General features: G+C 38.8%; 20 protein-coding genes, 2 pseudogenes, 1 riboswitch and 1 other annotated feature. Of the genes and pseudogenes, 18 read left to right on the forward strand and 4 right to left on the reverse strand.

What is annotated here, in order from left to right:
* The first annotated feature begins 83 nt into the window (after nucleotides 1-83).
* Both ACI3K6_RS03070 and ACI3K6_RS03075 read left to right on the forward strand, forming a co-directional pair.
* Nucleotides 84-251, forward strand: coding sequence for a hypothetical protein (locus ACI3K6_RS03070; RefSeq protein ID WP_435553650.1), 168 nt, complete (start codon nucleotides 84-86; stop codon nucleotides 249-251).
* A 344-nt stretch (nucleotides 252-595) separates the two neighbouring features.
* Nucleotides 596-1,957 carry an APC family permease gene (locus tag ACI3K6_RS03075; protein WP_435553651.1) on the forward strand — a complete coding sequence of 454 codons (1,362 nt, stop codon included), beginning with the start codon at nucleotides 596-598 and terminating at the stop codon, nucleotides 1,955-1,957.
* A 48-nt stretch (nucleotides 1,958-2,005) separates the two neighbouring features.
* On the opposite strand, the gene ACI3K6_RS03080 is transcribed toward ACI3K6_RS03075, so the two are convergent.
* Nucleotides 2,006-2,569: a hypothetical protein gene (locus tag ACI3K6_RS03080; protein WP_435553652.1), complete on the reverse strand. Its 564-nt coding sequence runs from the start codon at nucleotides 2,567-2,569 to the stop codon at nucleotides 2,006-2,008.
* Between the two features lie 193 nt (nucleotides 2,570-2,762).
* On the opposite strand from ACI3K6_RS03080, the gene ACI3K6_RS03085 reads away from it, so the two are divergent.
* The 4 genes and pseudogenes from ACI3K6_RS03085 to ACI3K6_RS03100 all read left to right on the forward strand — a co-directional run.
* Complete coding sequence (locus ACI3K6_RS03085; RefSeq protein WP_435553653.1) at nucleotides 2,763-4,901, forward strand: GAF domain-containing sensor histidine kinase; 2,139 nt, start codon at nucleotides 2,763-2,765, stop codon at nucleotides 4,899-4,901.
* Nucleotides 4,873-5,535, forward strand: coding sequence for a response regulator (locus tag ACI3K6_RS03090; protein WP_435553654.1), 663 nt, complete (start codon nucleotides 4,873-4,875; stop codon nucleotides 5,533-5,535). The genes ACI3K6_RS03085 and ACI3K6_RS03090 overlap by 29 nt, the downstream gene beginning before the upstream one ends.
* 261 nt (nucleotides 5,536-5,796) lie before the next feature.
* A complete protein-coding gene (locus tag ACI3K6_RS03095; protein WP_435553655.1) occupies nucleotides 5,797-5,973 on the forward strand; it encodes a Fur-regulated basic protein FbpA in 177 nt (58 codons plus the stop codon).
* A gap of 176 nt (nucleotides 5,974-6,149) precedes the next feature.
* Nucleotides 6,150-6,289, forward strand: a pseudogene (locus ACI3K6_RS03100) (IS1595 family transposase); the annotation flags it as partial.
* A gap of 58 nt (nucleotides 6,290-6,347) precedes the next feature.
* Here the strand turns inward: ACI3K6_RS03100 and ACI3K6_RS03105 are convergent.
* Complete coding sequence (locus ACI3K6_RS03105; RefSeq protein ID WP_435553656.1) at nucleotides 6,348-6,608, reverse strand: DUF2651 family protein; 261 nt, start codon at nucleotides 6,606-6,608, stop codon at nucleotides 6,348-6,350.
* Nucleotides 6,609-6,838: 230 nt separating this feature from the next.
* Here ACI3K6_RS03105 and ACI3K6_RS03110 point away from each other — a divergent pair, with 230 nt between their 5' ends.
* From ACI3K6_RS03110 to metG, 3 genes and pseudogenes are all read left to right on the forward strand, one after another.
* Nucleotides 6,839-7,150 (forward strand): ABC transporter permease, encoded by a 312-nt coding sequence (locus ACI3K6_RS03110; RefSeq protein ID WP_435553657.1) that lies wholly within the window; start codon nucleotides 6,839-6,841, stop codon nucleotides 7,148-7,150.
* A gap of 247 nt (nucleotides 7,151-7,397) precedes the next feature.
* Nucleotides 7,398-8,042, forward strand: a pseudogene (locus ACI3K6_RS03115) (DUF4937 domain-containing protein).
* Nucleotides 8,043-8,109: 67 nt separating this feature from the next.
* Nucleotides 8,110-8,383 (forward strand) — a binding site (T-box leader).
* A 65-nt stretch (nucleotides 8,384-8,448) separates the two neighbouring features.
* Nucleotides 8,449-10,083, forward strand: coding sequence for a methionine--tRNA ligase (metG, locus tag ACI3K6_RS03120; protein WP_435553658.1), 1,635 nt, complete (start codon nucleotides 8,449-8,451; stop codon nucleotides 10,081-10,083).
* Nucleotides 10,084-10,354: 271 nt separating this feature from the next.
* Here metG and ACI3K6_RS03125 read toward each other — a convergent pair whose 3' ends face one another.
* A complete protein-coding gene (locus ACI3K6_RS03125; protein WP_335478734.1) occupies nucleotides 10,355-10,537 on the reverse strand; it encodes a hypothetical protein in 183 nt (60 codons plus the stop codon).
* A gap of 147 nt (nucleotides 10,538-10,684) precedes the next feature.
* A complete protein-coding gene (locus ACI3K6_RS03130; RefSeq protein ID WP_435553659.1) occupies nucleotides 10,685-11,599 on the reverse strand; it encodes an MBL fold metallo-hydrolase in 915 nt (304 codons plus the stop codon).
* 113 nt (nucleotides 11,600-11,712) lie between these two features.
* Between ACI3K6_RS03130 and pepF the strand changes: the two genes are divergently transcribed.
* From pepF to nrdG, 9 genes are all read left to right on the forward strand, one after another.
* Nucleotides 11,713-13,509: an oligoendopeptidase F gene (gene pepF, locus ACI3K6_RS03135; RefSeq protein ID WP_435553660.1), complete on the forward strand. Its 1,797-nt coding sequence runs from the start codon at nucleotides 11,713-11,715 to the stop codon at nucleotides 13,507-13,509.
* 99 nt (nucleotides 13,510-13,608) lie between these two features.
* On the forward strand, nucleotides 13,609-14,475 hold the full coding sequence (locus ACI3K6_RS03140) for an SDR family oxidoreductase (RefSeq protein WP_435553661.1): 867 nt from the start codon (nucleotides 13,609-13,611) through the stop codon (nucleotides 14,473-14,475).
* A gap of 712 nt (nucleotides 14,476-15,187) precedes the next feature.
* The gene (locus ACI3K6_RS03145) at nucleotides 15,188-15,790 is read left to right on the forward strand and encodes a competence protein ComK (protein WP_435553662.1); all 603 of its coding nucleotides are present in this window, start codon (nucleotides 15,188-15,190) and stop codon (nucleotides 15,788-15,790) included.
* A 53-nt stretch (nucleotides 15,791-15,843) separates the two neighbouring features.
* Nucleotides 15,844-16,905 (forward strand): beta-carotene 15,15'-monooxygenase, encoded by a 1,062-nt coding sequence (locus ACI3K6_RS03150; RefSeq protein WP_435553663.1) that lies wholly within the window; start codon nucleotides 15,844-15,846, stop codon nucleotides 16,903-16,905.
* 298 nt (nucleotides 16,906-17,203) lie between these two features.
* Nucleotides 17,204-17,403: riboswitch (cobalamin riboswitch) on the forward strand.
* A 134-nt stretch (nucleotides 17,404-17,537) separates the two neighbouring features.
* Nucleotides 17,538-19,766 carry a ribonucleoside-diphosphate reductase subunit alpha gene (locus tag ACI3K6_RS03155; RefSeq protein ID WP_435553862.1) on the forward strand — a complete coding sequence of 743 codons (2,229 nt, stop codon included), beginning with the start codon at nucleotides 17,538-17,540 and terminating at the stop codon, nucleotides 19,764-19,766.
* A gap of 19 nt (nucleotides 19,767-19,785) precedes the next feature.
* Nucleotides 19,786-20,820: a ribonucleotide-diphosphate reductase subunit beta gene (locus ACI3K6_RS03160; RefSeq protein WP_435553664.1), complete on the forward strand. Its 1,035-nt coding sequence runs from the start codon at nucleotides 19,786-19,788 to the stop codon at nucleotides 20,818-20,820.
* The gene (locus tag ACI3K6_RS03165; RefSeq protein ID WP_435553665.1) at nucleotides 20,820-21,296 is read left to right on the forward strand and encodes a flavodoxin domain-containing protein; all 477 of its coding nucleotides are present in this window, start codon (nucleotides 20,820-20,822) and stop codon (nucleotides 21,294-21,296) included. Before ACI3K6_RS03160 ends, ACI3K6_RS03165 begins: the two co-directional genes overlap by 1 nt.
* Nucleotides 21,290-23,161 carry an anaerobic ribonucleoside triphosphate reductase gene (locus ACI3K6_RS03170; protein ID WP_435553666.1) on the forward strand — a complete coding sequence of 624 codons (1,872 nt, stop codon included), beginning with the start codon at nucleotides 21,290-21,292 and terminating at the stop codon, nucleotides 23,159-23,161. Before ACI3K6_RS03165 ends, ACI3K6_RS03170 begins: the two co-directional genes overlap by 7 nt.
* Nucleotides 23,158-23,640 carry an anaerobic ribonucleoside-triphosphate reductase activating protein gene (gene nrdG, locus ACI3K6_RS03175; protein WP_435553667.1) on the forward strand — a complete coding sequence of 161 codons (483 nt, stop codon included), beginning with the start codon at nucleotides 23,158-23,160 and terminating at the stop codon, nucleotides 23,638-23,640. The genes ACI3K6_RS03170 and nrdG overlap by 4 nt, the downstream gene beginning before the upstream one ends.
* The last annotated feature ends 1 nt before the right edge of the window (nucleotide 23,641 follow it).

Raw genomic sequence — 23,641 nt, forward strand, 5'->3', positions numbered from 1 at the left:
AGGCGCCCCTACTTTTTATATTCCTACATGCATAAAAATTTGCAAAAAACTAAACACTACCACACAAAAAGGGTGGTGAAATCGTGGAAAAAGAAACACAACCTCAAGAGATCCCTAGCTATATAAAGGAAAATGCTGGTAATGGGAATGTCATTTTTATAGAGGATGAGGAACAACAACAAGGGAAATTTACTATTGTTGGCGGTGGGGATCCAAATCTTTCCCCTGATGCTGGCAAGCCTATGATCTAGAAGTAAATGAAAAACAACCGTCATGGTTGTTTTTTTATGTAGTGGCAATTATGCACTCATGCCTAAATTATGCAAATAGACATAGTAAATCGACCATAAAAACAATGAAACATTTAGATGATTTTTATGTTGATTAATTTATTTGTTAGGAATTCTGACTAAAACGTTTACAATCAAAAATGTACGAGTTATAATTGGCATGAAAATTGCAATTATTCATAATAGTTCAATACTTTGGTAAAAGGAGGTTTGGATAGGCAAAACTGGTCATCATTGTGTTTACATAAAAAACTAGAATATTTAACACAAAATGGAAACGCTTCCAGTTGAAAAGAATAAGGGAGATGATTAAATTGGAGAAAGCAACACTAAAACGGTCACTTGGTCTATGGGCGATCGTGGGTCTAGGTTTGGGGTATATGACACCTACTATTGTATTTGATACGTTTGGGATCGTTTCGAATGAAACAAATGGGGTAGTTCCACTAGCGTATCTTACCGCATTAGTCGTTATGCTATTTACCGCGATTAGCTATGGAAAAATGGTTCAGGTCTTTCCAAGTGCCGGTTCTGCTTACACCTATACAAGGGAGACGATGAGTCCACTACTTGGATTCATTGTAGGTTGGGCAGCTCTTTTAGACTACATTTTACTGCCAATGGTAAACGCACTAATCATTCGTATTTATATGGTATCTGTTTTTCCATCGGTTCCAGCATGGATTTGGGTTGTGATTTATGTAGCCGCGGTTACTGGGTTAAATGTTTGGAGTATGGGGAAAACTTCAAGCTTAAATTCCCTGCTTGTTGTCTTTGAAGTAGTGCTAATCGCAGCTTTTATTGTTTTAGCTTTTGTTAAACTTTCACAAGGAATGGGGCAAGGAACGATTTTAACAACAGAGCCATTGTTCCATTCAAATATCCATCTTGGAGCCATATTAACGGGAGCAACAGTTGTATGCTTCTCATTCATTGGTTTTGACGCCGTTACCATGTACGCGGAGGAAGCCGTTGATCAGAAAACACTTCCAAGAGCGATCATGTTGACCGTATTTATCGGTGGTGCCATCTTCTTCGTCTGTGGTTATTTTGCTCAAGCATTATTTCCAGATGTTTCGAACTTTAAAGTGACAGATGACACGTTACCGGAAATCGGTTTGTATGTTGGCGGTCAATTCTTTAAATTAGTTTTTCTAGCTGGTGCTTTTGCTGCAACGGTAGCATCCGGTTTAGCCTCCCATGCCAGCGTATCACGACTATTATTCGTAATGGGGCGCAATGGAGTTTTACCAAAAAAACTATTCAGCTATGTCCATCCAAAATTCCGCACACCAGCGTTTAACGTCATACTTGTTGGAGTTGTATCATTACTAGCAATTGCTCCAAGTCTGGAGTTAATCTCATCTTTCATTAACTTTGGTGCTTTAATCGCCTTTACATTTGTAAACCTCTCAGTTATCGCTCACTTTGTATTCCGTCATAAAAAATATAAAACAGGAAAAGATATTTTCTCTTACATCATCATGCCAATTCTTGGCGCGGGAACAACAGGAATTCTATGGTATAACCTGCAAGCAGATGCTTTAATTGGCGGTCTCGTCTGGGTGGCCATCGGCCTAATCTACTTAATGTTCCAGACTCGATTCTTTAGAGTGAAAATAGCAGATTTTGCTTTTGATGATGCAGAGAAATCATCTGCGTTATAGAATCATATAAAGGAAGGAAGGGGGGATTCCCTTCCTTCTTACCTATTTTTATATAGAAATGGCAGAATTCTTTTTCGCTTCTTTTCGATATCCTTTTCCGGTAAAAATCGAAAATCCCATTAATACATAGGTCAATCCCCAGAACAAGGCAAAATAATCTCCGAGGAACGGGATTCCTAAACAAACTAACTGCAGTACAAACGCGATCGCGTACCAGCGAGGGAATACCTTTGCCCGAAAAGTGACGATTAAGAGGATGATGGTCCCCAACAAGAGCCCGCCATAGCCCATACTATTGGAAACACTTACGAACAAGCCTTCTTTCGAATAATCCCCATAAGAAAAAATACCATAAAAGATCCCTGCTAGCATTAAGTTGCCTAATGCTAGCAATAAGCCAGCAATCAGTCCAAATACCCCAGTTTTCTTTGATTGCGACATGAACAATGCAATGGATGATAAAGACATCAGGATGCTAGCGGCGAAGGCACATGCCAGTTCAGGTGTGCTATCAGATCCCCAAATTAACCCTGAAGGAGTCATGCCGATTCTGGCAATCCCACCTAAAAATGCTATAAAACCCAATACCTTAACGACTTTTTCTACATTCATTTATTCCACTCCCTTTGTTTTCTTTACGTATTAATCGTATCAAAGGGAATTCCCTATTTTGAAGGGTAACCGTTACCTATATAAATCGGGAAAAATAACCGGGAAGAACCGGGAATGCTTACAAAAAAGTATACAGAAGCAGCGTTCCTTGTTATAGTTTTACTGAATATTCTCAAAAAAAGGGTGGAGCCACATGGATCAAAGACTGCCAATTGTTAAATGGTTCGTCATAATCTTTAGCCTCTTAACCATTCTATTTTTCTTGCAATCGATAACTGGCTATTATGATGTGATTAGAACGGAATGCGTCCTAAAGCCGTGCAGCTCATTATCCCCGGCTCCTCCGACAACACTTAAAGCACTACAAGAATATCATTTGACTCCGGATTCCTATGCGGGATTATTTGTTTTCATCGAGACCATATTTGCGCTGTTATTTTACGTAGCGGCCGTGATCATTTTTATAAAAAACAGACAGAAACTGATGGGGCTTTTGGCCGTATTGTCACTAGTGGCATACGGGACCACGTATACTTCTTTAGTTTACTTGGCCTCAGAAGGAACCAATTATGCAGCGGTACCCGAGGCCATAGGACCAGTGGGCAGAATGGCTTTGTTCTTGTTTTTTCTATTGTTTCCAAACGGAAGACTCGTGAAAAAATGGACTTTATTTGTGTTTATTCCTTTTTGTGCCATTCAAATTGTCAGTCTGTCATTGCCGAATACATCCTTTTATTTACTTCATTGGCCAAGCAGCATACGGCTAGCCTACTATTTAACGATGATGTTTGTGACGATATATTCCCAAATTTACCAATATAAAAATATATCATCTACCATTCAACGTCAGCAAACCAAGTGGGTAGTCTATGGGTTTGCCATTTCATTAATCGGTTCAATCATCGTCAGTGGATTTTTTGTTTATCCGGTTTTGGCCGCGGATCCTATTTATTACGTATATTTAAGTGCCTTTTTATACACGGTGGTCGCCATAATTCCACTAACCCTATCTTTTGCCGTTATGCGGCACCGATTATGGGAAATTGACCCGCTTGTTAATCGAACAATAGTATATGGTCTATTATCTTTATCCGTCATTCTTTTATATTCCTTTTTAGTGATGTACTTTAGTAGTTTATTTAAAACAGATCATAGTTATCTTGTATCCTTTGTGGCTACTGCGATTGTTGCTGTTGTTTTTTCTCCATTAAAAGAAAGGCTGCAGAGAATCGTGAATCGATTTTTAAAAGGGAGACATGACGATCCTTATTCCATCTTACAGGAATTAGGGGAACAATTAATCAAACCAATCGCCCCTGAACAAATGCTGGATGTTGTCATTGAAACGATTCAAAACGCACTTCGATTACCATATACTTCAATAACAGTAGGGATTAACGGAAAAGAAACCATTGTGATTGAAGCAGGGAAACTCAAATTTGATTTACACTCATTCCCCATTGTTCATGGCGGGGAAGAATTAGGCACCTTACACCTATCGAGTCGCTCCGCCGGGGAAGCCTTTTCCCCAGAAGATGATAAATTAATAGAAGTATTGCTTCGGCAAACGGGACCTATTTTACAAAATGCGAAGATGACGCTAGGGATGAAATTGTTGGCAAAGGATTTACAAGCATCACGTGAAAAACTTGTCGTTGCCCGAGAAGAGGAGCGATTGACGATTCGGCGAAACCTCCATGATGAACTGGCTCCCAAACTCATGTCTCTAGCATTTAACGTTGCAGCAGCGGAGCAATATATTGAAAAAAATCCAGTCAAAGCTAAAGGATTATTAGAAAGCTTACGACAGGTTATTCGTCAAACGGTGGAGGAGATACGGACAATGGTCCATGGCTTAAGACCAGCTACACTTGATGAATTTGGGTTGCTAGGGGCCATTCGGGTAAGAGTGAATGAAATAAAAAACATGCCTACAATTATGGGAGCGGAACCGCTACAGGTGATTTTACATGTTCCCGATACCCTGCCGGTTTTACCTGCAGCAGTGGAAGTTGCAGCCTATCGAATCATTACAGAATCGTTAGTGAACGTCAAGCGCCATTCCAAAGCAAGTACTTGTTCGGTATTTTTGAAGATTACGGCAACTTACGCGCAAATAGAAATTACTGATAATGGCATCGGAATGCCTGAAAAATTAAAACCTGCTGCAAATGGCGGTATCGGCTTAACCTCTATTCGTGAACGAGCTATGGAACTAGGTGGAAGCTGTGAATGGGAGCGAGTAGAAACAGGGGGGACTCGGGTGAAAGCGATGTTACCTTTAACATTAGGGGGATATGGAAATGAAAATGAAGATATTATTGGCGGATGATCATCCGTTATTTCGCGGCGGGGTTCGGAATTTGATTCAAACAACAGATGATTTGGACGTCATTGGGGAGGCGGCAACTGGGGAGGAGGCCATTGAACTTGCGATGTCACTTAAGCCTGATGTAATCGTCATGGATATAAGAATGCCAGGAATCAACGGCATGGAGGCGACAAAAAAAATAAAAGAATCGCAGCCAGAAATAAAAATCTTAATAGTAACGATGTTAAAGAACGACAAATCCGTTTTTACTGCGATGCAGATGGGTGCCAGTGGTTACGTGTTAAAAGACGCTGGGGAGATGGAGTTGCTTCATTCTATTAGGGTAATAGGCAACGGTGGTGCTGTCTTCAGTTCAGATATTGCTTCAAGGATGATGAATTATTTCTCAAAACAAGAGCCTTCAGATAACCAAAGCCGGGTGTTGGCTGAATTAACAGTGCGAGAAAAGGAAATTTTAGAATTGATTGTGGAGGAATTTACAAATGTGCAAATTGCCACAAAGTTGCATCTCAGTGCAAAAACAGTGGCTAATCATGTTTCAAATATCCTGAATAAATTACAAGTTACCGACCGTCATGAAGTAAAAAAATTATACAATCAATCTTGGGATGAAATAGATGAAGGCAGTCTCTGAATAAGAGGCTGCCTTTTTGCATCCTAATTTGATTTCATAATGAAAAATGACTATAATAACTAATTACATTTCACCCTTTCTAACAATTTTATTAAAAATTTATAAGACCATTACCCCGGTTTTTTACATATGGTAACGTTCATAACATTTTATTTAAAAATGGGTTAATATTCGATTTTTCGACATTTTCCCTTCAAGGGACAGTTTATAATCGCAAATGTGGGTAAAAAAGAAGAAGGAAAAAGAATGGAGGGTTTCGAAATGAATCAAAACCATCGAGAAGCTATCCAGGAAAAAAGACAATTCTTAATCGAGGAATTACTTAAATCTGGAGTATTTAAAGTTAAAAACAAACACCTATACCAGGGATCCCTAAGCGAATTGGAGGAAGAATACAAAGACCTTGTACGGTGCCTATCACCTTTATCGCGTCAATGACAGTGGGGAAGTTGAAAAGGGTGATGAGAAACAAAATTTGGTCCATAACAGCTGAAATTTCTAAAAAGTTAGTATGATCAAATACTTAATCATAAAAAAGTAGTGGAAATTGTTTTCCATTGCTTTTTTTTCCTTCTTGATAGTAGATATGAAAAGATAAATGTTTGGAAGATTAGATGGTTAGATTTCAAGGTGTGGCTACTAAACATCTTGATAACTACCTTTATTGGTCCGTTGGCTTTAACCTGGAAAAAACTTGGCATTTGATAAACAAGTAGAACAAATGCTTATTTCAGCGTCTCAAAAATCATATTAAACGACTGTTTATTCTATAAGGATTTTTTTATAGAAATAATACTCTTTTGGGCGGTATCTTACTTACTTAATTTCCAAATAAATTTCATAGGATAACTTACTATTATGGAAAGTATCGTATATAAAATCAACCAAATAAGAAAAGAGTCATTAAAAATTGACATCATCAATAAAGCAAACACAATAAATGTAAGTAAGGGCATAACGAACCATTTTCTAAACAACAAAAAGCCAATTATTGAAGTTACAACAACGACAATAGGAAAAATGAATAATATCAAACTAAATTCCATACCTTGTTCACTCCCTTTCCTTACCATAATTATACAAGATTTAGTGTAAAATTACACTTTTGATTGAATGTTTATTTTTGAATGAAAAAACAAACTTTACATAAACAGCCAAAGGTAATCACAATACTGCCAACAATTACATCAAAAAGCACTCTTAAACTATCAGTCTACAAATAAGGGAAAGAATGTTAATATTGAGTTTGTAACTGTAATTTCCATTTTTTACATATTACTTAAAGCACGATTAGGAGGTTAATATGAGCGGAGATGGATTAGTTTGGATGATTCTATTGCTAGCTCTTTTGTTTTTAAATTTTATGGCTATTTCTTCTTATAACAAGAAAAATACATCTTTTTTGTGGTCTGGCTTACTGATTTGTATTATGGGTCCAGTTATTGGGTTTATTTCTAGTTCTATTTTTGTAGATTTTCACCATAGTGAGGGTGGAACTGGTGAAGGAGGGGCAATTGGTGCAGCCTTTTTAGGATTAATTATCCTTGGTAACGGAATGATCTACCTAATTGTCGGAATTATAATGATGATTACTCAATTCTTTAAAAAGGAATAAGGCCTACGTATAGTTTATCTCTAGAAAGCAATTAAGAAATAATTCGTACAAGATCTCTCTTTTTTAAAAAGGATATAAAATTTAAGACAAGGACAAACTTGTCCTTTTTGCTACCCTTTGGTGACTTATCTAAATCAATATATTAATAGGCTATTTATAAATACAAGAAATGATGAAAGTTTGTATCTGACTATTGTAAGCAATTTACTTTTTAACAAATGGCTTAGTAATAGGGGTGAAGTTAATGATGATAAAAAGAATTTCTTGCACAGTAAAAGAGGGCCAAAGGGACATATTTTATGAGTACCAAAAACAATGGAAACCTATTAGTAAGGTTAAAGGATTTTTAGGACAAGTGGGTGGGTGGAGCGAAACATAACCATTGACTGCTTGTATTTATTCATTTTGGGAAAGTCAAACAGATTATCAGTATTTTATGGAGGAGGTACATGACCGAATTTATGTCAATTCTGGGCAAGAAAGTACCTGTACTTCAATAGAAGTAAATCTGTTTCAAGAAAAACTAAGAATTTCAGGGTTAGAGGAACATTTTGTTAATGTCTTGAGGAATGGCAAGTTTATTCGTGTTACTTTGTCACAAGTTAAAGAGCAAAAAACGGACCACTTTGTTGATATGCAGAAAAAAGTATGGAACTTAGCAATGAAAAAAGCTGAAGGGATGCTTGGTGGAACATTCGCATTTTCCAAAAATGAAAGTAATTACTTCCTTGTATTATCGGGTTGGAAGAATGAAAATTTACATCAAAAATATTTAGAGAGCCATTTTCTTGAATTAATAAAAACCGCAAAACCTCAAAATGATGTACTGGAACTGCTAGGTGAAAAATTTAAAGTTGAAGAAGCATGGAGAGTGTGCCCTTCGGTGCTATGAAATCTTAAAAAACAATATAAAGATTGACTTCAGGAAAATTTTTGAATAAACTATTTTTAATAATAAAATAAAGGCTTTGATGAGAAAAAGTAAAATGATATTGTTTTTTCCAGAGAGCTTCGGTAGCTGAAAAGAAGCAAAAACATTCATTTGAACAATGGTCTCTGAGCTTCGTACCGAACTTACTTTAATGGATTAGTAGGCTACGACGAGTTTTGGCACTCGTTATCAATGTCACAGTATAAGAGTATCATTTTTTACTCCGTACTTGTTGAGGCAGATGGTGTGAACCATTTGCGAAATAAGGTGGTATCACGTGGAATTCAAACCTCGTCCTTAACTATTACAGTTAAGGCGAGGTTTTTTTGTTTTCAAAATTAAAAATCATATCAGGAGGTTTTAATCAATGAGTATTTTTATTGGAGGGGCTTGGGCATATGCGAACGGCTCATTACATTTAGGTCATATTTCAAGTTTGTTACCTGGCGATATTCTTGCGAGATATTACCGTTTAAAGGGAGAAAAAGTTTTATATGTTTCGGGAAGCGATTGTAATGGAACTCCTATTACAATTAGAGCGAAACAAGAGGGTGTAACTCCAAAAGAGATTGCGGACCGTTATCACCAAGAATTTGAAGATTGTTTTGCAAGATTAGGATTCACATATGACACATATACAAGAACAGACACAAGACATCACCATAAAATCGTTCAAGAGATTTTTTTAGAGTTGCTTGAAAAAGGATACATCTATAAAAAGGAAATTGAACAAACCTATTGTGAATATGATCAGCAATTTTTACCTGATCGTTATGTTGAGGGGATCTGCCCTCATTGTGGGGCATATGCTCGTGGCGATCAATGTGACGTTTGTTCAAGTGTGTTAGAACCACTTGATTTGCTTGATAGAAAATGTAAAATATGCGGAAATCCGCCTACCACAATGTTTACAGAGCATTTTTACTTTTCTTTAAGCTCATTCCAAAATGTCTTGGAAAACTATACTCAAGAAGCAGAAGATCTGAACTTATGGAGAGAAAATGCTATTTCTCTCACGAAACGATATTTAAAGGAAGGATTGCGAGATCGAGCGGTTTCGAGGGATTTGCCTATTGGCGTAAGTGTTCCAGTTGCTGGATATGAAGATAAGAAAATCTATGTATGGATTGAGGCTGTATCAGGATACTTTACAGCAAGTAAACTTTGGGCAAAGGAAACAAATAAGGATGACTCAACGTTTTGGGATACATTCGCTCAATCTTATTATGTTCACGGGAAAGATAATATCCCTTTCCATTCAATTATATGGGCTGGGATTCTTGCTGGTCTTGGAAAAGAACCATTGCCAACGCATATTGTTTCAAACGAGTATTTGACTTTAGAAAAGAAAAAATTATCAACAAGTAAAAATTGGGCTGTTTGGGTTTCAGATATTTTAGAAAGGTACCACCCAGATTCGATCAGATATTTCCTAACAATAAATGCACCAGAGAACAGAGATGCTGATTTTTCTTGGAAAGAATTCATTTATAGCCATAATAGCGAGTTATTAGGGGCTTATGGTAACTTCGTTAATCGCACATTAAAATTTATAGAAAAGTCATTTGATGCTGTTATACCTGAAAAGGACATATCTTTGAACATTCTGGACAGGGTAAATCGCTTGTACAATGAAGTAGGTCTTTGCATCGAAACTACTGCTTTCAAACAAGGATTGGAAAAAGTTTTTGAACTTGTTAGATATTCAAACAAATACTTTGATGAACAACAACCTTGGAAACAAATGAAGGAAGATACCGAGTCTTGCAAACAAACTTTGGCGAATTGTGTTTATCTTATTGCAAATTTAGCTCATATTCTTACTCCGTTTCTCCCTTTTTCAAGCAGGAAAGTCAAGGAAATGATAAATACAAAAGAAACCGAATGGAGAGCGTTTATTGTTAAATCGCAGAGATTATCAAAAGTAGAAACATTATTTGAAAGAATAGACCCAGTAAGAATTGATGAAGAGATTGAAAGATTAATCCACCAAACTGTTTAGATGATACGTAGCCTAAGTTTATATGAGCTTTGGCTACTTTTTTATGAATAAAAAAGCACCGTAAATACGGTGCAAATGGGTTGGCAATTTGCTATTCATTTCTGGGTGTAATTTTACTTTTTGACATATGAAACAGAATCTGATTAATCGAATTGGGGTCATTATTAATGTGTGATTTTTAGTTATTTCTTTTTCTGTTTTAAGGGTAATTCGTTTTTTCACTCCCATAACAGAACCCCTTACTATTGATTGCATTCCATATAATTTGGAATCAAGTACGAATGGTGGAGGTATTAAAATTTTTAATCATTTTTTGCAGGTTTCTATGGCCTTCACGTAATTTAATGGTTTCCTCTATAATTTTTTGAAAGCCTTCCAGGTCTCGGTCGGTTGCGTTAAGTAAGGATCTTGGGATCCCTTCGACGATTTGTTGGAGGGTTAGTTCCGTGCTCAAAGAATTACCACCTTTCCACTTTTATCGGATAGACCACTACAGTGTCTATATTAATATTTTTCGAAAGATGGCTATTTTTCCTGCTAACATGGTGAAAAACTTATCACCAATTCTCAACAGATTCCTTCAAATAACGACCCAATCCCGTTATTTGAACATAGTCTCTCCTAACAGTAATATCTTCAGCTGTTCTTTAGACAGCTGCAATTGGTCCCATTCCTTAATCAGTCGCTCTAGTGCTTCAGGCCCGGTGTCATCTGCGAGTCGATAGGCACCGTAATGCATCGGCACAAATTCCTTGGCACCCAGCTCCAAAAAAGCTTTCACACTGTCCTCCGGATTAATATGCGAGTCTTTCATAAACCATTCTGGTTCGTAGGCACCAATTGGCATATAGACCGTATCAATCTCAAACCGTTCACCAATTTGTTTAAACCCGGAAAAATATCCGGTATCTCCAACAAAATAATGCGTCTCATCTCCGGATCGAAACACAAAACCGCCCCAATGAGACGTATTCATGTCAGTTAATGATCTTCTACTCCAATGCTGGGCAGGGACAAAATCAATCGAAATTCCTTTATTTTCTACACTTTCCCACCAATTTAATTCCGTTACATTCTGATAACCTTTTTTTTGAAAAAGCCTCTTTAATCCGGCAGGGACAAAAAAATGAGGATTTCCTTTGATTTTTCTAATCGAAGGGAAGTCCAAATGGTCGTAGTGTCCGTGAGAAATCACTACCACGTCAATATCCGGCAATTGTTCTATGGCTAGCCCTGGCTCTGTTAACCGTTTTTGAAAGCCCATACGTGAAGCCCAGACAGGATCGGTTAAAATATTTAGTCCTTTTAGTTGTATCAGGAATGTAGAGTGACCAATCCATGTATATGAAGTTTGCGTCTTGTTTTCAAGGAGCTCCGCCATTTTTTTATCAGGACTCTGCTCGATGTTCACTGTTAAATCCTTCACCTTGCTGCGTCGTTCTTTATTCCACTTCATCATATCTTTAAATGATTTCTTATTACTAACATCGTCCAAATTTGCATATCTTTTCATCAATGGATCACCTTTTAACCGTCATCTAACCATTATTATAACAACAATTAAAAAGGCCTTCAAAAATGAAGATTTCTTCAGTGCATGGTAAAATGAAGTATTACCCAAAAAGGAGGATGCATGTGAAGACAACTTATCGAACACGGGATGAAGTACCTGAACAAGAAAAATGGCGAATCGAGGACATCTACCCATCTATCGAGGCTTGGGAAGAAGATTACCGCTTTCTGGAAAAACAAATACCGAAAATGAAGCAATTTGATGGCGCTATTCACAGTGGGACAGCACTTTATCAATATTTATCGCAAAATGAGGTAATGGAAGGTAAGTTTAATCTGATCTATGTTTACGGGATGCTTCAGGGTGATATCGATACAAGGGACACAAGAGCCCAATCTTTACTAGACCGTGCAAGGCAGTTGGCCGTAAAAATGAATGGCGCAACCGCTTTCTTCATGCCTTTCCTCTTAAGTTTAGAAGAGAGGACATTAAGGGAATATATCCAGCAAGAGCCCCGCTTAACCTATTTTGAAAAAGACTTATTTGAATCCTATCGATATAAGAATCACGTATTATCAAAGGAAAAAGAAGAGCTCCTTTCACAATTGGGAGAAGCATTATCGTCACCAAGCCAAACGTTTAATATGCTAAACAATGCCGACATAAAGTTTGGTGAAGTGACCGATGATAACGGTGAGAAAGTGGAATTAACCCGAGGCATGTATTCGAAATGGATAGAAGACGAAGACCGTGAAAAAAGACGTCAAGCCTATAAAGCCTATTATCAACCATACCTACAATGGAAAAATTCGATTGCTTCAACGCTATCTTCTACTATCAAAAATAACGTAACCATGGCGCGACTACGCCATTATCCTTCTGCACTGGAAAAAGGCTTGTTTGGAGACAGGGTTCCAAAAGAAGTTTATGAGAAGTTGATTGTTGCCACCAAAGCAAATATCTCTTCCATGCATAAATACACCGCGATCCGCAAACAAAAGCTAGGTGTAGAGGAATTGCGTCAATATGATATGAATGCACCACTTGTAGATGGTGTTAAAATGGAAATTTCCTATGATGAAGCGTATGATACCATTTTGAAAGCACTGGCTCCACTTGGTGAGGACTATGTCAAAACGCTGAAAACGTTTAAGGATGCTCGTTATATTGATGTTAGGGAAACACCAGGAAAGCGTTCGGGAGCCTATAATTTGGGTGTTTATGGTGTACATCCATTTGTCTTACTTAATCATCACGACGATCTTGACAGCATGTTCACGATGATACACGAATTTGGACACGCGATGCATTCATGGTATTCTAATTCTCATCAACCAAGAATCTCCGCCGGATACAGCATATTTGTCGCGGAAGTGGCTTCCACGGTTAATGAAGTACTGCTAATCCATTATCTATTAAATAAAGAAACCGACCCAGCGATTAGAAAGTACTTGTTAAACCATTTTATTGACCAATTTAGAGGGACCTTTTTTACTCAAGTTATGTTTGCGGAGTTTGAAAAAATCACCCATGAAAAGGCAGAAAGCGGAATACCGTTAAATGTGGAGAGTTTTAATCAAATCTATGAATCATTATTCAGACAATATAACGGGGATGACTTAGTGTTTGATGAAGAGGTAAAATACGGATGGTCACGGATCCCGCATTTCTACCGGCCGTTTTATGTATACAAATATGCGACTGGCTTTGCCTCAGCCATTCATATAGCTGAAAAGCTGCTTGCAGGGGACCGTGCAACACTTTCTGCCTATTTGGAATTTCTCAAGAGCGGCAGTTCCGACTATCCGCTTGAATTATTAAAGAAAACGGGTGTTGATTTAACGACGTCCGAACCGATTGATAATGCGTTAAACCGCTTTGAACAGCTGGTAATAGAATTTGCTAGTTTATAAGAAGTTGCTGAGGTGACTTCTTTTTTTATTCCTTTATAATGGAAGAATAGTCGGAATCAATCAAGAATAATGGAAGTATGAATGAGAAGGGGGCCTATTATGACGGAACGTCTAAAGACGATGCCGATAGCCTTTATAACAGGGACATCGAGTGGATTTGGCATGTTTTTATCTTTGGCACTCGCTCGAGAAGGGTATCATGTGATTGCGACCATGAGAAATCCAGATAAGAAGGACAGGCTCGAACAGATGGCTGCCCAAACAGGTGTGGCAGGTCAAATAGAAATCGTAAAACTGGATGTGACCGATTTTGCAGAGGTTGAACAGGTGGTTTCCGATATTCTGACAAGGCACGGAAAAATTGATCTACTTGTAAACAATGCTGGATATGCCCAAGGCGGGTTTATTGAAGACCTCGCAATTTCAGACTGGAAATCGCAGTTTGAGACGAATTTTTTCGCAGTTGTTGCGGTGACAAAAGCCATTCTTCCAACGATGCGGCAAAATCAAAGCGGTACGATTGTCAATATCAGCAGCATCTCCGGTAAAATGGGTCTACCCGGGATTGGCCCGTACTCATCCTCAAAATTTGCTCTAGAGGGTTTCAGTGAATCATTGCGGTTAGAGCTGTTGCCATTTGGTATTAAGGTAATTGTAGTAGAGCCGGGGGTATTTAAAACCGACATTTGGTCCAAGGGAATGGAGTCTGTTAAGATTGGTCCGACTTCCCCATATGCGGAATTTAAGGATAAGATCGTTAGCCTGGTGGGGCAGATGGAAGAACGCGGCGGAGATCCGATGGAAGTGGTAGAAGTTATTCTTCAGGCAGTGAAGTCCGAAAACCCGCAGTTACATTATCCAGTAGGAAAAGGAGTCAAAACACAGATACGATTTAAAAACCTGTTACCTTGGTCGTGGATTGAAAAAAATCTTGCTAAACAATTCGGATTCTCCATTAAAAAGTAGAAGATATTAAAAGCAACTGGGTGTATACACCAGTTGTTTTTTGTATTTTTAAACTATGTTAAAGAAAACTGTTGATTTTTACACCCTATGACTGGAGCGGAATCAAATACAACTTTAACAGAACCTAAAAATAATGAAATATTTGTGAAAAGTTAATTTTATTAAAATTAACGGTATTGAAAGGGAAATATTGTATTTTTATACATTATAAATACTATTTAATCATCATCCAATCATTTTCCATGGTAATTGGATAAAAATTGTAAACTAGAATTCTATTTGTGTCAATACATGCAATTTTCAGTTTTTTGGGATAAACACAAATTATTAGAATTTTATCGACAAATATTTACAATCATAGGTCATACTTAATATAATATACAAGTAGATTGTCGAAACGCAGACGGCAGATTCAAGATTGTGCAGCTCCACGAACCTCACTACATTCCCCCACGAACAAGTTTGCATTCCTACCATTCCCAATACACCAAACAGATTGTACCATTTTAGGAATATGGATAACGGACAATCATGTGATATCACTCACAATAAAGAGGAGGTGTTACATGTAGTTTAACAAATAGAAGCCCCCGGGTACATGTCTTGACCGACCAGCCCGGGGGAAACGGAAGTTGGGTATGCCAACTCTTATGGTTAGTATACCCCTTATTTATAAGAATTGATAGAGAAAACTTTTTTGGGGGATCGGTATATGAAAAATGAAAGTAATAGATATTTCTTTAATGAAAAAACTATTCTAATAACAGGAGAATATGACAAAACGGGTAAGCTTGTTACGAGAATTATTGAGGGAGAAGATACCTTTCTTGTCGACCAGCCACCGTTAAAAATTATTGAAAAAAATCTGTTGTTGGTTGGATCAAATCTAAAAGGTGCACGTAAAAGTTCCATGGAAATCCTCGGACCTCATTTACGATTTTATCCACTAGCGATTAATTCACATTTGGATATCTTTTTATTGCCAACAAGGTCGGGCAGGAAAAGTAACTGTGTTTGGTTTTCACTGGCTCACATAAAGAAGCAAACACCGATTGGCACGAAAAAAACGGAAGTGGTGACTAGCTACGGTCATGTCGTTGAAATTGAACTTCGGACCATGTCATTTAACAACCGAATAAAAAACGCCAAATACTTACGGGACAGTATTATTAACAACACTTTGAATCCCTTGAACTTATATTTGGAACCGAAAATGGGCTTTTTCGTTTGTGAAGATGCCGGTGAAAATAAGTATACCATTCGGTTTATCGATCCTGAGGAAGATGACGAGGACGATGAAGATTTGGAAAAATAATATTATTACAGTTTGTATGGTATAATTAGGAAAAGAAGTAAAGGATGACTAAAATGGTATGGAAAAGGTCCCTTAACCGTCATTTGCTATTGCTTCTACTCATGTCTGTGATTGTAGCAAATTATTCCTTATACCGCACAGCTTTCGGTCGAGAAATTTTACCTGAAAATCCTAATAAACTGGTTGTAGCATCCATGATTGATTTGGCACTAGTAGCACCTCTGTTATTTTTGACATGGAAAAAACAAAAATGGAATTGGAAAAACATTCTAATCGGAATCTCTGGTGGTCTCGTGGTTGCCCGGTTTATGATTCCAATGGAATACTTGGCACCTATGGAACGGGTCACTTGGCTGGGATTTGCAGTGGAAAGCGGGCTATTGCTTATAGAAATGGTAGTATTGGTGACGTTCTTTCTTTATTTGCCAAGGATTGTTTGTTATGTCAAAGAAAGCCCATTATCAGTTATTTATGCATTTTCAAAGGCAGTTAATGAAAAGGTAAAGCCATATCCTATTGTTCGTGTGATTTGCTCAGAGATGCTCGTGATCTATTATTCTTTTGCTTCTTGGAAAAAGAAGCCAGTAACAGGCGAGGGATACTTTACTTTGCACAAAAAATCAAGCTATATTGCCTTAATGGTTATGCTGATTCATGCAACGGTTCTGGAATCCGTTGGCATCCACTGGCTGATTCACGAAAAATCTTTGGTCCTATCGATTATTATGCTGGTTTTAAATATGTACACGGTCCTATTTTTTCTTGCGGACATTCAGGCCGTCCGGCATAACCCGCTGCAGGTAACGGAGCACTCGCTTTATATCTCAATGGGGTTAATGAAACGGATGGAGGTAAAGTGGTCTGAGATCGAAGAAGTTAGGGATACACCGGAACAATGTCAACAAAAGCTTTCGAAAAACACCATTGAATTTATCGCGCGTGACTTTATGGAAGTTCATCCTGATGTGATCTTGAAACTGAAGCGACGTGTTCCGGCCACCCTAGCCATGGGGTTGGTTAAGCATTATGACCAGGTGGCAATCCGGGTGGATGATCCAGAGAGATTTAAGGCGGTTTTAAAGGGAAAATTTAATAGAGAAATGGAGAAAGCCTAGGACCGGTGGTTGTGCCGGTCCTTTTAGTGTAATAAAATAATATCTCATGGACATCTTCTACAAAATTAGGTTAGGGATGTCAGATAGAACGATTCTCAAAGACTTCTCACGGGAGTACACCCCAAAGAAATCCCATGATTGTAATTCTAAAGATATCATTTTAGTAAACTGCCTCAAGTTGTCTAAAGAAAATAGATTACAATTTTTGTCTTGTAAAAAAAACATGAATAAGATATGATATAAACTAAACTAATACACTGTATCTAGTATTTAGAAAATAGCAAAACAACTACATATAGTAATAGCCTTGCGATAAGATGCGATGATTCGCTTAATAGGGAATTCGGTGAAAGGCCGAAACTGCCCCCGCAACTGTAAATGCTGACGAACTAAATGGACCACTGTATAAGAGAGCTCACTATTTGGGTGCTTATACGGGAAGGATTTAGTAGAGGATGATGCATGAGTCAGGAGACCTGTCTTATTTTAGTTAGTTTCACTTCTTCGGGGATGGGGAAGATGAGATGGTGGCGTCAAAACGAATCATGCAGGTTTTTCTTTTGGCTGTTGTCATTTCTTCCGCTCTGATCCCCGAGCGGATTTTTTTATTTACAAAAAAGGAGAAATCGACAATGACCGAAACGATGGTAACAACGGCAGAAAAACTTGGTTTAGACCTAACAGAACTCAAACAATACAATCAAAATGAAAAAGTCCTTCAATACGCCCTACATAAAATCTCCATGGACCAGCCGAATTGGACCTACATTGCGGCTCGAGCCTATTTAAACGAACTCTATGAGCAAGTTGCCCGTAACAGGGGATACGATCCCAAACAAAGTTACGGAGATTATTACTCATTACTCACAATTCTAACTGAAAAAGGAATTTATTCTCCTGAACTAGTAACCTCCTATTCTAAAGAAGAAATCGATGAGCTTGGGCAAACCATTGACCCGGACCGCGATTTGCTTTTTCAATATATGGGCCTATTCTTGCTGGCTGATCGTTATTTAGCAAGAGATCATGACCGGAATCTTTACGAGCTTCCTCAAGAGCGGTTTATGACGATTGCCATGCACTTGATGAAGGATGAACCAAACTCGAAACGAATTTATTTCGTAAAAGAAGCCTACTGGGCTCTAAGTAATTTGTATATGACAGTGGCGACTCCTACTTTAGCTAATGCCGGAAAAAGCTTCGGTCAGCTATCATCCTGTTTTATCGATACAGTGGAAGATTCACTAGATGGAATCTACCTTAATAACTGGGATATTGCCCGCCTTAGCAAGGATGGCGGCGGAATTGGTGTATATTATGGAAAAGTGCGCGCACTGGGATCCGATATTAAGAAATTTAAGGGAAATTCTTCAGGGGTGGTCCCATGGATCCGTTTACTAAACGATACTGCTGTCAGCGTGGATCAGCTAGGACAGCGTCAAGGGGCGATCGCCGTCTATCTCGATATTTTTCACAAAGATATTATGAATGGATTTCTTGATTTAAAAACCAATAATGGCGATGAACGGCGCAAAGCACACGATCTTTTCACAGGAGTTTCAATCCCGGACCTTTTTATGGAAAAATTGCAGGAAACCGATGAGAATGGGAAAAGCATCGGCCAGTGGCATACGTTTTGTCCTCATGAAGTGAAGCAAATAATGGGCTGGAAAGATGAGAATGGAAATACGTTAGGACTTGAAGATTTTTACGATGAAGAGGATCACAAATATTTTACAGAAAAGTATTATGAGGCAGTCCAACATCCATTTCTGCCGAGGAAGACCTATCGGGCCATGGATCTCATGGCCAGGATCATGATTTCGCAATTGGAAACCGGGACACCATATATGTTTTATCGTGATGAAGTTAACCGGCAGAATCCCAATAAGCATCTAGTTAGCGAAGGGCGTACCTCCATTTATTGCAGCAATTTATGTACAGAAATCGCTCAGAACATGTCTGCTACCACTATTTCAAGTGAATATGAGGACCAAGATGGCAACTTGATTATCGTTCGTAAGCCGGGAGATTTTGTCGTCTGCAATCTTTCTTCAATAAATCTGGCAAAATCGGTACCGGACCAAGTGTTAGAACGTTTGATCCGAATTCAAGTGAGAATGCTGGATAATGTGATCGATTTAAATACCATTCATGTTGGACAAGCTCAAAAGACTAATAAAAAATACCGTGCCGTTGGTTTGGGTACCTTTGGTTGGCATCATTTGTTAGCGCTAAAAGGCATTCATTGGGAAACGGAAGAAGCGGTACGATTGGCAGATGAACTATACGAAGAAATTGCCTATTTTACGATTCGAACCTCGATGGAATTGGCACAAGAAAAAGGGGCATACAGCCAATTTGAAGGTTCCGAGTGGCATACAGGCCGTTATTTTGACCGAAAAGGCTATACATCAGACCGCTGGAAAAAGGTTAAACAGGATGTTACCCAAAATGGGATGCGAAATGGCTGGCTGATGGCAGTTGCCCCCAATTCTTCAACAGCCAAAATCGGCGGCTCTACGGATGGGATTGATCCGATTTACTCAGTCGAATATGCCGAAGAAAAGAAGAACTTTAAATTCAAAGTAACCGCTCCGGATTTGAATCATCATACGTACGATTATTATCGCCGAGTCAGACATCAATTGGACCAGCATTGGAGCATAAAACAAAATGCTGCGAGACAAAAGCATATTGATCAAGGAATAAGCTTTAATTTGTACGTGAAGCACGATATTAAAGCAAAGGATCTATTGCAGCTCCATCTAGAGGCTTGGAGACACGGGTTAAAATCGACCTACTATGTTCGAAGTACATCACAGGCCGAAATTCAAGAATGTGAAGCTTGCCATAGTTAATGGAAGGGGAAATGAAAGCATGCAACTACGAAAAATAAAACTATTAAATCCTGAGCATCCCAATAAATCAACCGGTATTATTAATGGTCAAACATCGGGTATCCTTAATTGGAATGATATTGCATACCCACACATGTATGATCTCTACCAAACCTTGTTATCAAACTTTTGGAAGGCCCAAGAGATCAATATGCAAGATGATATTAAACAATGGGATTCTTTAACTGAGTCTGAACAGGATGTCTTTTTAAGAATTAATACACAATTAGCGTCCTTGGATAGTTTACAAACACCCACGATGAGTCAGGTTATGGATTATGTAACTGACTCCAGTTTCAAAGCGATCTTTGCCGTTATATCACAGCAGGAAGCGGTGCATAACGAATCTTATTCTTATATTTTAAGTTCATTGGTTCCATTACAAGAACAAAACAGCCGATTTAATCAGGCGAAAGAAGACCCGATTGTTCAAAAAAGAAATGCACTTATTCTCGAGGCCTACGAAGGTTTTCGCCAGTGTCCGACACCTAGTAGTTTATTTAAATTGGCTGTGAATTCAATTAATCTGGAAGGAATCTATTTTTATTCAGGATTTGCCTTCTTTTACCATTTAGCCCGCCAACAAAAGATGTTAAAGACGAGCACGATGATCAGCTATATCCAGAGGGACGAAATGCAGCATGCCTACTTTATTTCACAGTTTATCCGGATATTATTAACGGAAAATCCTGCAATGAATACGCCTGAAAATATCGATTATATCTATAAAACCATTGATAGTGCAGTAGAATTAGAAAAAGAATGGTCCCGGTTTATTTTAAACAATATTGAGGGAATTGATTTACAAGAATTTGAACATTATGTTGAGTACTTAGCCAATAAACGATTCCGCCAGCTTGGTCTGAACAATCTGTACCCAGAACGCGAAAACCCGATGCCATGGATCCATGTATTCAGTGATGAAATGATCAATGAAACCAAATCAGATTTTTTCGAACAAAAATCTCGCACGTATACGAAGATTACCCAATCGAATGGATTCGATGAATTGTAATGAGCATCGCCATCATCTATTCCTCACGGACAGGAAATACCCAAGAGCTCGCAACGGTGATGAAACAGCTTTTTCAATTACAGGGTGTAATGGCGGATTGTCTTCCAGTTAATGGATTGCCCTTGTCTACGATTAAAGCCTATACTGGAATTATTGTTGGGACTTATACATGGGGAGACGGAGAGATTCCTCCTGAAATGGTTCCTTTGTATCATGCATTTGAAAATCAGGAAGTGGCACATCTGACCACCGGAGTGATCGGAACAGGAGACAGCTTCTATCCCCATTTTTGCGGAGCCGTGGATGCATTTAGGGACATGTTATATGTCCATACCAGTTTAGCGGTTACACTGAAGGTGGAGTTATCACCACAATTAAGCGATATGGAAAAATGCCGTCGCTTTGTTGGATTATTTTTAGAAAAATATGAAAAAGTAAAAAAACAATCAGAATGGGTCGTGAACGAAACATGTTGAAGCTAATGGAAGAATTGAAGGAAATCGTGAACAGCAGCAACCAAGACCTGGTTCAAGAAAATGCCAATGTGGATGGACAATCACCTATGGGCATGATGAGCTTATTTGCCTCTGCAACGGCAAAGTCATTCACCGTCGACAACCTCTTGTCCGAAGATGTGAAGAGAGCCTATTTGGGTGGATATATCCATATTCATGATTTGGACTTCTATGCCAGCGGCAGCACCACCTGCTGTCAAATCCCTTTGGAAAAATTGTTGAAGAACGGTTTTGACACCGGGCACGGAAAAATGCGCGAACCGAAATCTATTGGCAGTGCCATGGCATTAACAAGCATTATTCTGCAGGCTAATCAAAACATGCAGCACGGCGGGCAGTCCATTCCTTGTTTTGATTATGATCTAGCACCATATGTACGGGCGACGTTTGGTAAGAAACGTGAACTTGTCCGGGAAATTGCTGTTGACCCTAGCGAGGAATTTTTGGATCAAAAAGCTTGGGAATGGACAGAAAAGGCAGTATTTCAGGCATGTGAAGCCTTTATACATAATTGTAACTCCATGCATTCGCGCGGGGGAGGCCAGACTCCCTTTGTGTCTATCAATATTGGAACTGACACATCACGGGAAGGCCGGATGGTAACAAGAAATATCCTGCTTGCGGCGCAAAATGGATTGGGCGGCGGGGAAACCCCGATTTTCCCGATCATTGTTTTTAAAATCAAAGATGGAATTAACTTTAACGAAGGCGATCCGAACTATGATCTATACCGTTTGTCTCTAGAGACTACATCAAAGCGGTTATTTCCAAACTATGTATTTATCGATGCCCCTTTTAATCTGCAATACTATGACGGTACCAAGGAAAGTGAAATCAGTACGATGGGGTGCAGAACAAGGGTGATTGGAAACGTAAATGGCCAAGAAACTCCGGTAGGCAGGGGAAATCTATCCTTTACCTCTATCAATCTTCCATTGCTTGCGATTGAATCGCCATCTATCCAAGATTTTTGGGAAAAGCTGGAGATCAACACCGATCTTGCGATTAAACAATTATATGAACGCTATCTTTACCAGGCAGAAAAAACCGTATCCCATTTCAAGTTTTTATATGGGCAGGGGGTATGGTGGAATGGGGAAGAATTAGCTCCATTTGAAAAATTAAGCGAAATCCTAAAGCAGGGCACATTATCGGTCGGCTTTATCGGATTGGCTGAAGCCCTTGTCCAATTAATCGGGCAACATCATGGTGAAAGCAAGGAATCTTTGAAACTGGGGATGGATATTGTTGCCTTTTTGCGAAAAAAAATGGATCAAGCCACGATCGAATATGGATTAAACTATTCTTTATTGGCAACACCAGCTGAATCCCTTGCAGGTAAGGCACTACGGTTAACAAGAAGGAAACACGGCATCATTACGGGGGTCACTGATCGGGAATATTTCACCAACAGCTTCCATGTACCTGTATACTATCCAGTTGCAGCTCTGGAAAAAATCAAAATAGAAGCGCCGTTCCATGAACTGACCAACGCCGGACACATCACCTATATTGAAGTCGATGGTGATGCCAGCAAAAATATTGAGGCCTTGGATACGTTAGTTAGGGCGATGCAAAAATACGGGATTGGATATGGCAGTATCAATCATCCGGTGGATCGATGTCTCGAGTGCGGACATCAAGGGATCATTGATAACGAATGTCCAAATTGCGGTAATCGGAATGAAGTCAAAGTAGAACGAATCAGAAGAATTACCGGATACTTAGTAGGTTCGATGAATCGCTGGAATTCCAGCAAGCGGAGTGAAGAAAGTGAACGTGTCAAACACAATCTATCGGTTCGTAAAGGAAACAGCCCGAAATGAGAGTGCTAGATATCGTCCATGACTCGATTGTAGACGGAAGAGGCTTAAGAACGGTGATCTTTTTTGCTGGATGTCCTCATCTCTGTCAAGGATGTCATAATCCCGAGTCTTGGAATATTGAAGGGGGCACGGAATGGAGTGAAGCGGAGATCTTTCAGGAAGTCATGAAAAATGAATTAACCGATATCACTTTCAGTGGCGGAGAACCGTTTTTACAGGCGAGAGAGATTGCTGTGTTAGCGCGTAAACTCAAACAAGAGGGGAAAAACATTTGGTGTTTTACGGGGTATCGTTACGAGGAATTAATCCAGGATCCCGATCATGTTTCCTTACTAGAACAAATTGATATATTGGTAGATGGAAGATTTGAGCTGAAAAAGCGCGATTTGACTTTAAGATATAAAGGAAGCTCCAACCAGCGCATCATTAATGCGCCAAAAACCCTTGAGAGCGGAGAGATTATCGAAGAAATTTCGTAAA

This window comes from Neobacillus solisequens, from assembly GCF_051233465.1.
Classification (GTDB): domain Bacteria; phylum Bacillota; class Bacilli; order Bacillales; family Cytobacillaceae; genus Neobacillus.

What these genes read in the sequence shown, in the direction of transcription:
- nrdG (WP_435553667.1), top strand. Translation starts at nt 23,158, where the DNA reads ATGAGAGTGCTAGATATCGTCCATGACTCGATTGTAGACGGAAGAGGC.
- ACI3K6_RS03095 (WP_435553655.1), top strand. Translation starts at nt 5,797, where the DNA reads ATGAATCAAAACCATCGAGAAGCTATCCAGGAAAAAAGACAATTCTTA.
- ACI3K6_RS03105 (WP_435553656.1), bottom strand. Translation starts at nt 6,608, where the DNA reads ATGGTAAGGAAAGGGAGTGAACAAGGTATGGAATTTAGTTTGATATTA.
- ACI3K6_RS03165 (WP_435553665.1), top strand. Translation starts at nt 20,820, where the DNA reads ATGAGCATCGCCATCATCTATTCCTCACGGACAGGAAATACCCAAGAG.
- ACI3K6_RS03155 (WP_435553862.1), top strand. Translation starts at nt 17,538, where the DNA reads ATGACCGAAACGATGGTAACAACGGCAGAAAAACTTGGTTTAGACCTA.
- ACI3K6_RS03085 (WP_435553653.1), top strand. Translation starts at nt 2,763, where the DNA reads ATGGATCAAAGACTGCCAATTGTTAAATGGTTCGTCATAATCTTTAGC.
- ACI3K6_RS03145 (WP_435553662.1), top strand. Translation starts at nt 15,188, where the DNA reads ATGAAAAATGAAAGTAATAGATATTTCTTTAATGAAAAAACTATTCTA.
- ACI3K6_RS03080 (WP_435553652.1), bottom strand. Translation starts at nt 2,569, where the DNA reads ATGAATGTAGAAAAAGTCGTTAAGGTATTGGGTTTTATAGCATTTTTA.
- ACI3K6_RS03075 (WP_435553651.1), top strand. Translation starts at nt 596, where the DNA reads ATGATTAAATTGGAGAAAGCAACACTAAAACGGTCACTTGGTCTATGG.
- ACI3K6_RS03150 (WP_435553663.1), top strand. Translation starts at nt 15,844, where the DNA reads ATGGTATGGAAAAGGTCCCTTAACCGTCATTTGCTATTGCTTCTACTC.
- ACI3K6_RS03160 (WP_435553664.1), top strand. Translation starts at nt 19,786, where the DNA reads ATGCAACTACGAAAAATAAAACTATTAAATCCTGAGCATCCCAATAAA.
- ACI3K6_RS03140 (WP_435553661.1), top strand. Translation starts at nt 13,609, where the DNA reads ATGACGGAACGTCTAAAGACGATGCCGATAGCCTTTATAACAGGGACA.
- metG (WP_435553658.1), top strand. Translation starts at nt 8,449, where the DNA reads ATGAGTATTTTTATTGGAGGGGCTTGGGCATATGCGAACGGCTCATTA.
- pepF (WP_435553660.1), top strand. Translation starts at nt 11,713, where the DNA reads ATGCATGTGAAGACAACTTATCGAACACGGGATGAAGTACCTGAACAA.
- ACI3K6_RS03110 (WP_435553657.1), top strand. Translation starts at nt 6,839, where the DNA reads ATGAGCGGAGATGGATTAGTTTGGATGATTCTATTGCTAGCTCTTTTG.
- ACI3K6_RS03090 (WP_435553654.1), top strand. Translation starts at nt 4,873, where the DNA reads ATGAAAATGAAGATATTATTGGCGGATGATCATCCGTTATTTCGCGGC.
- ACI3K6_RS03170 (WP_435553666.1), top strand. Translation starts at nt 21,290, where the DNA reads ATGTTGAAGCTAATGGAAGAATTGAAGGAAATCGTGAACAGCAGCAAC.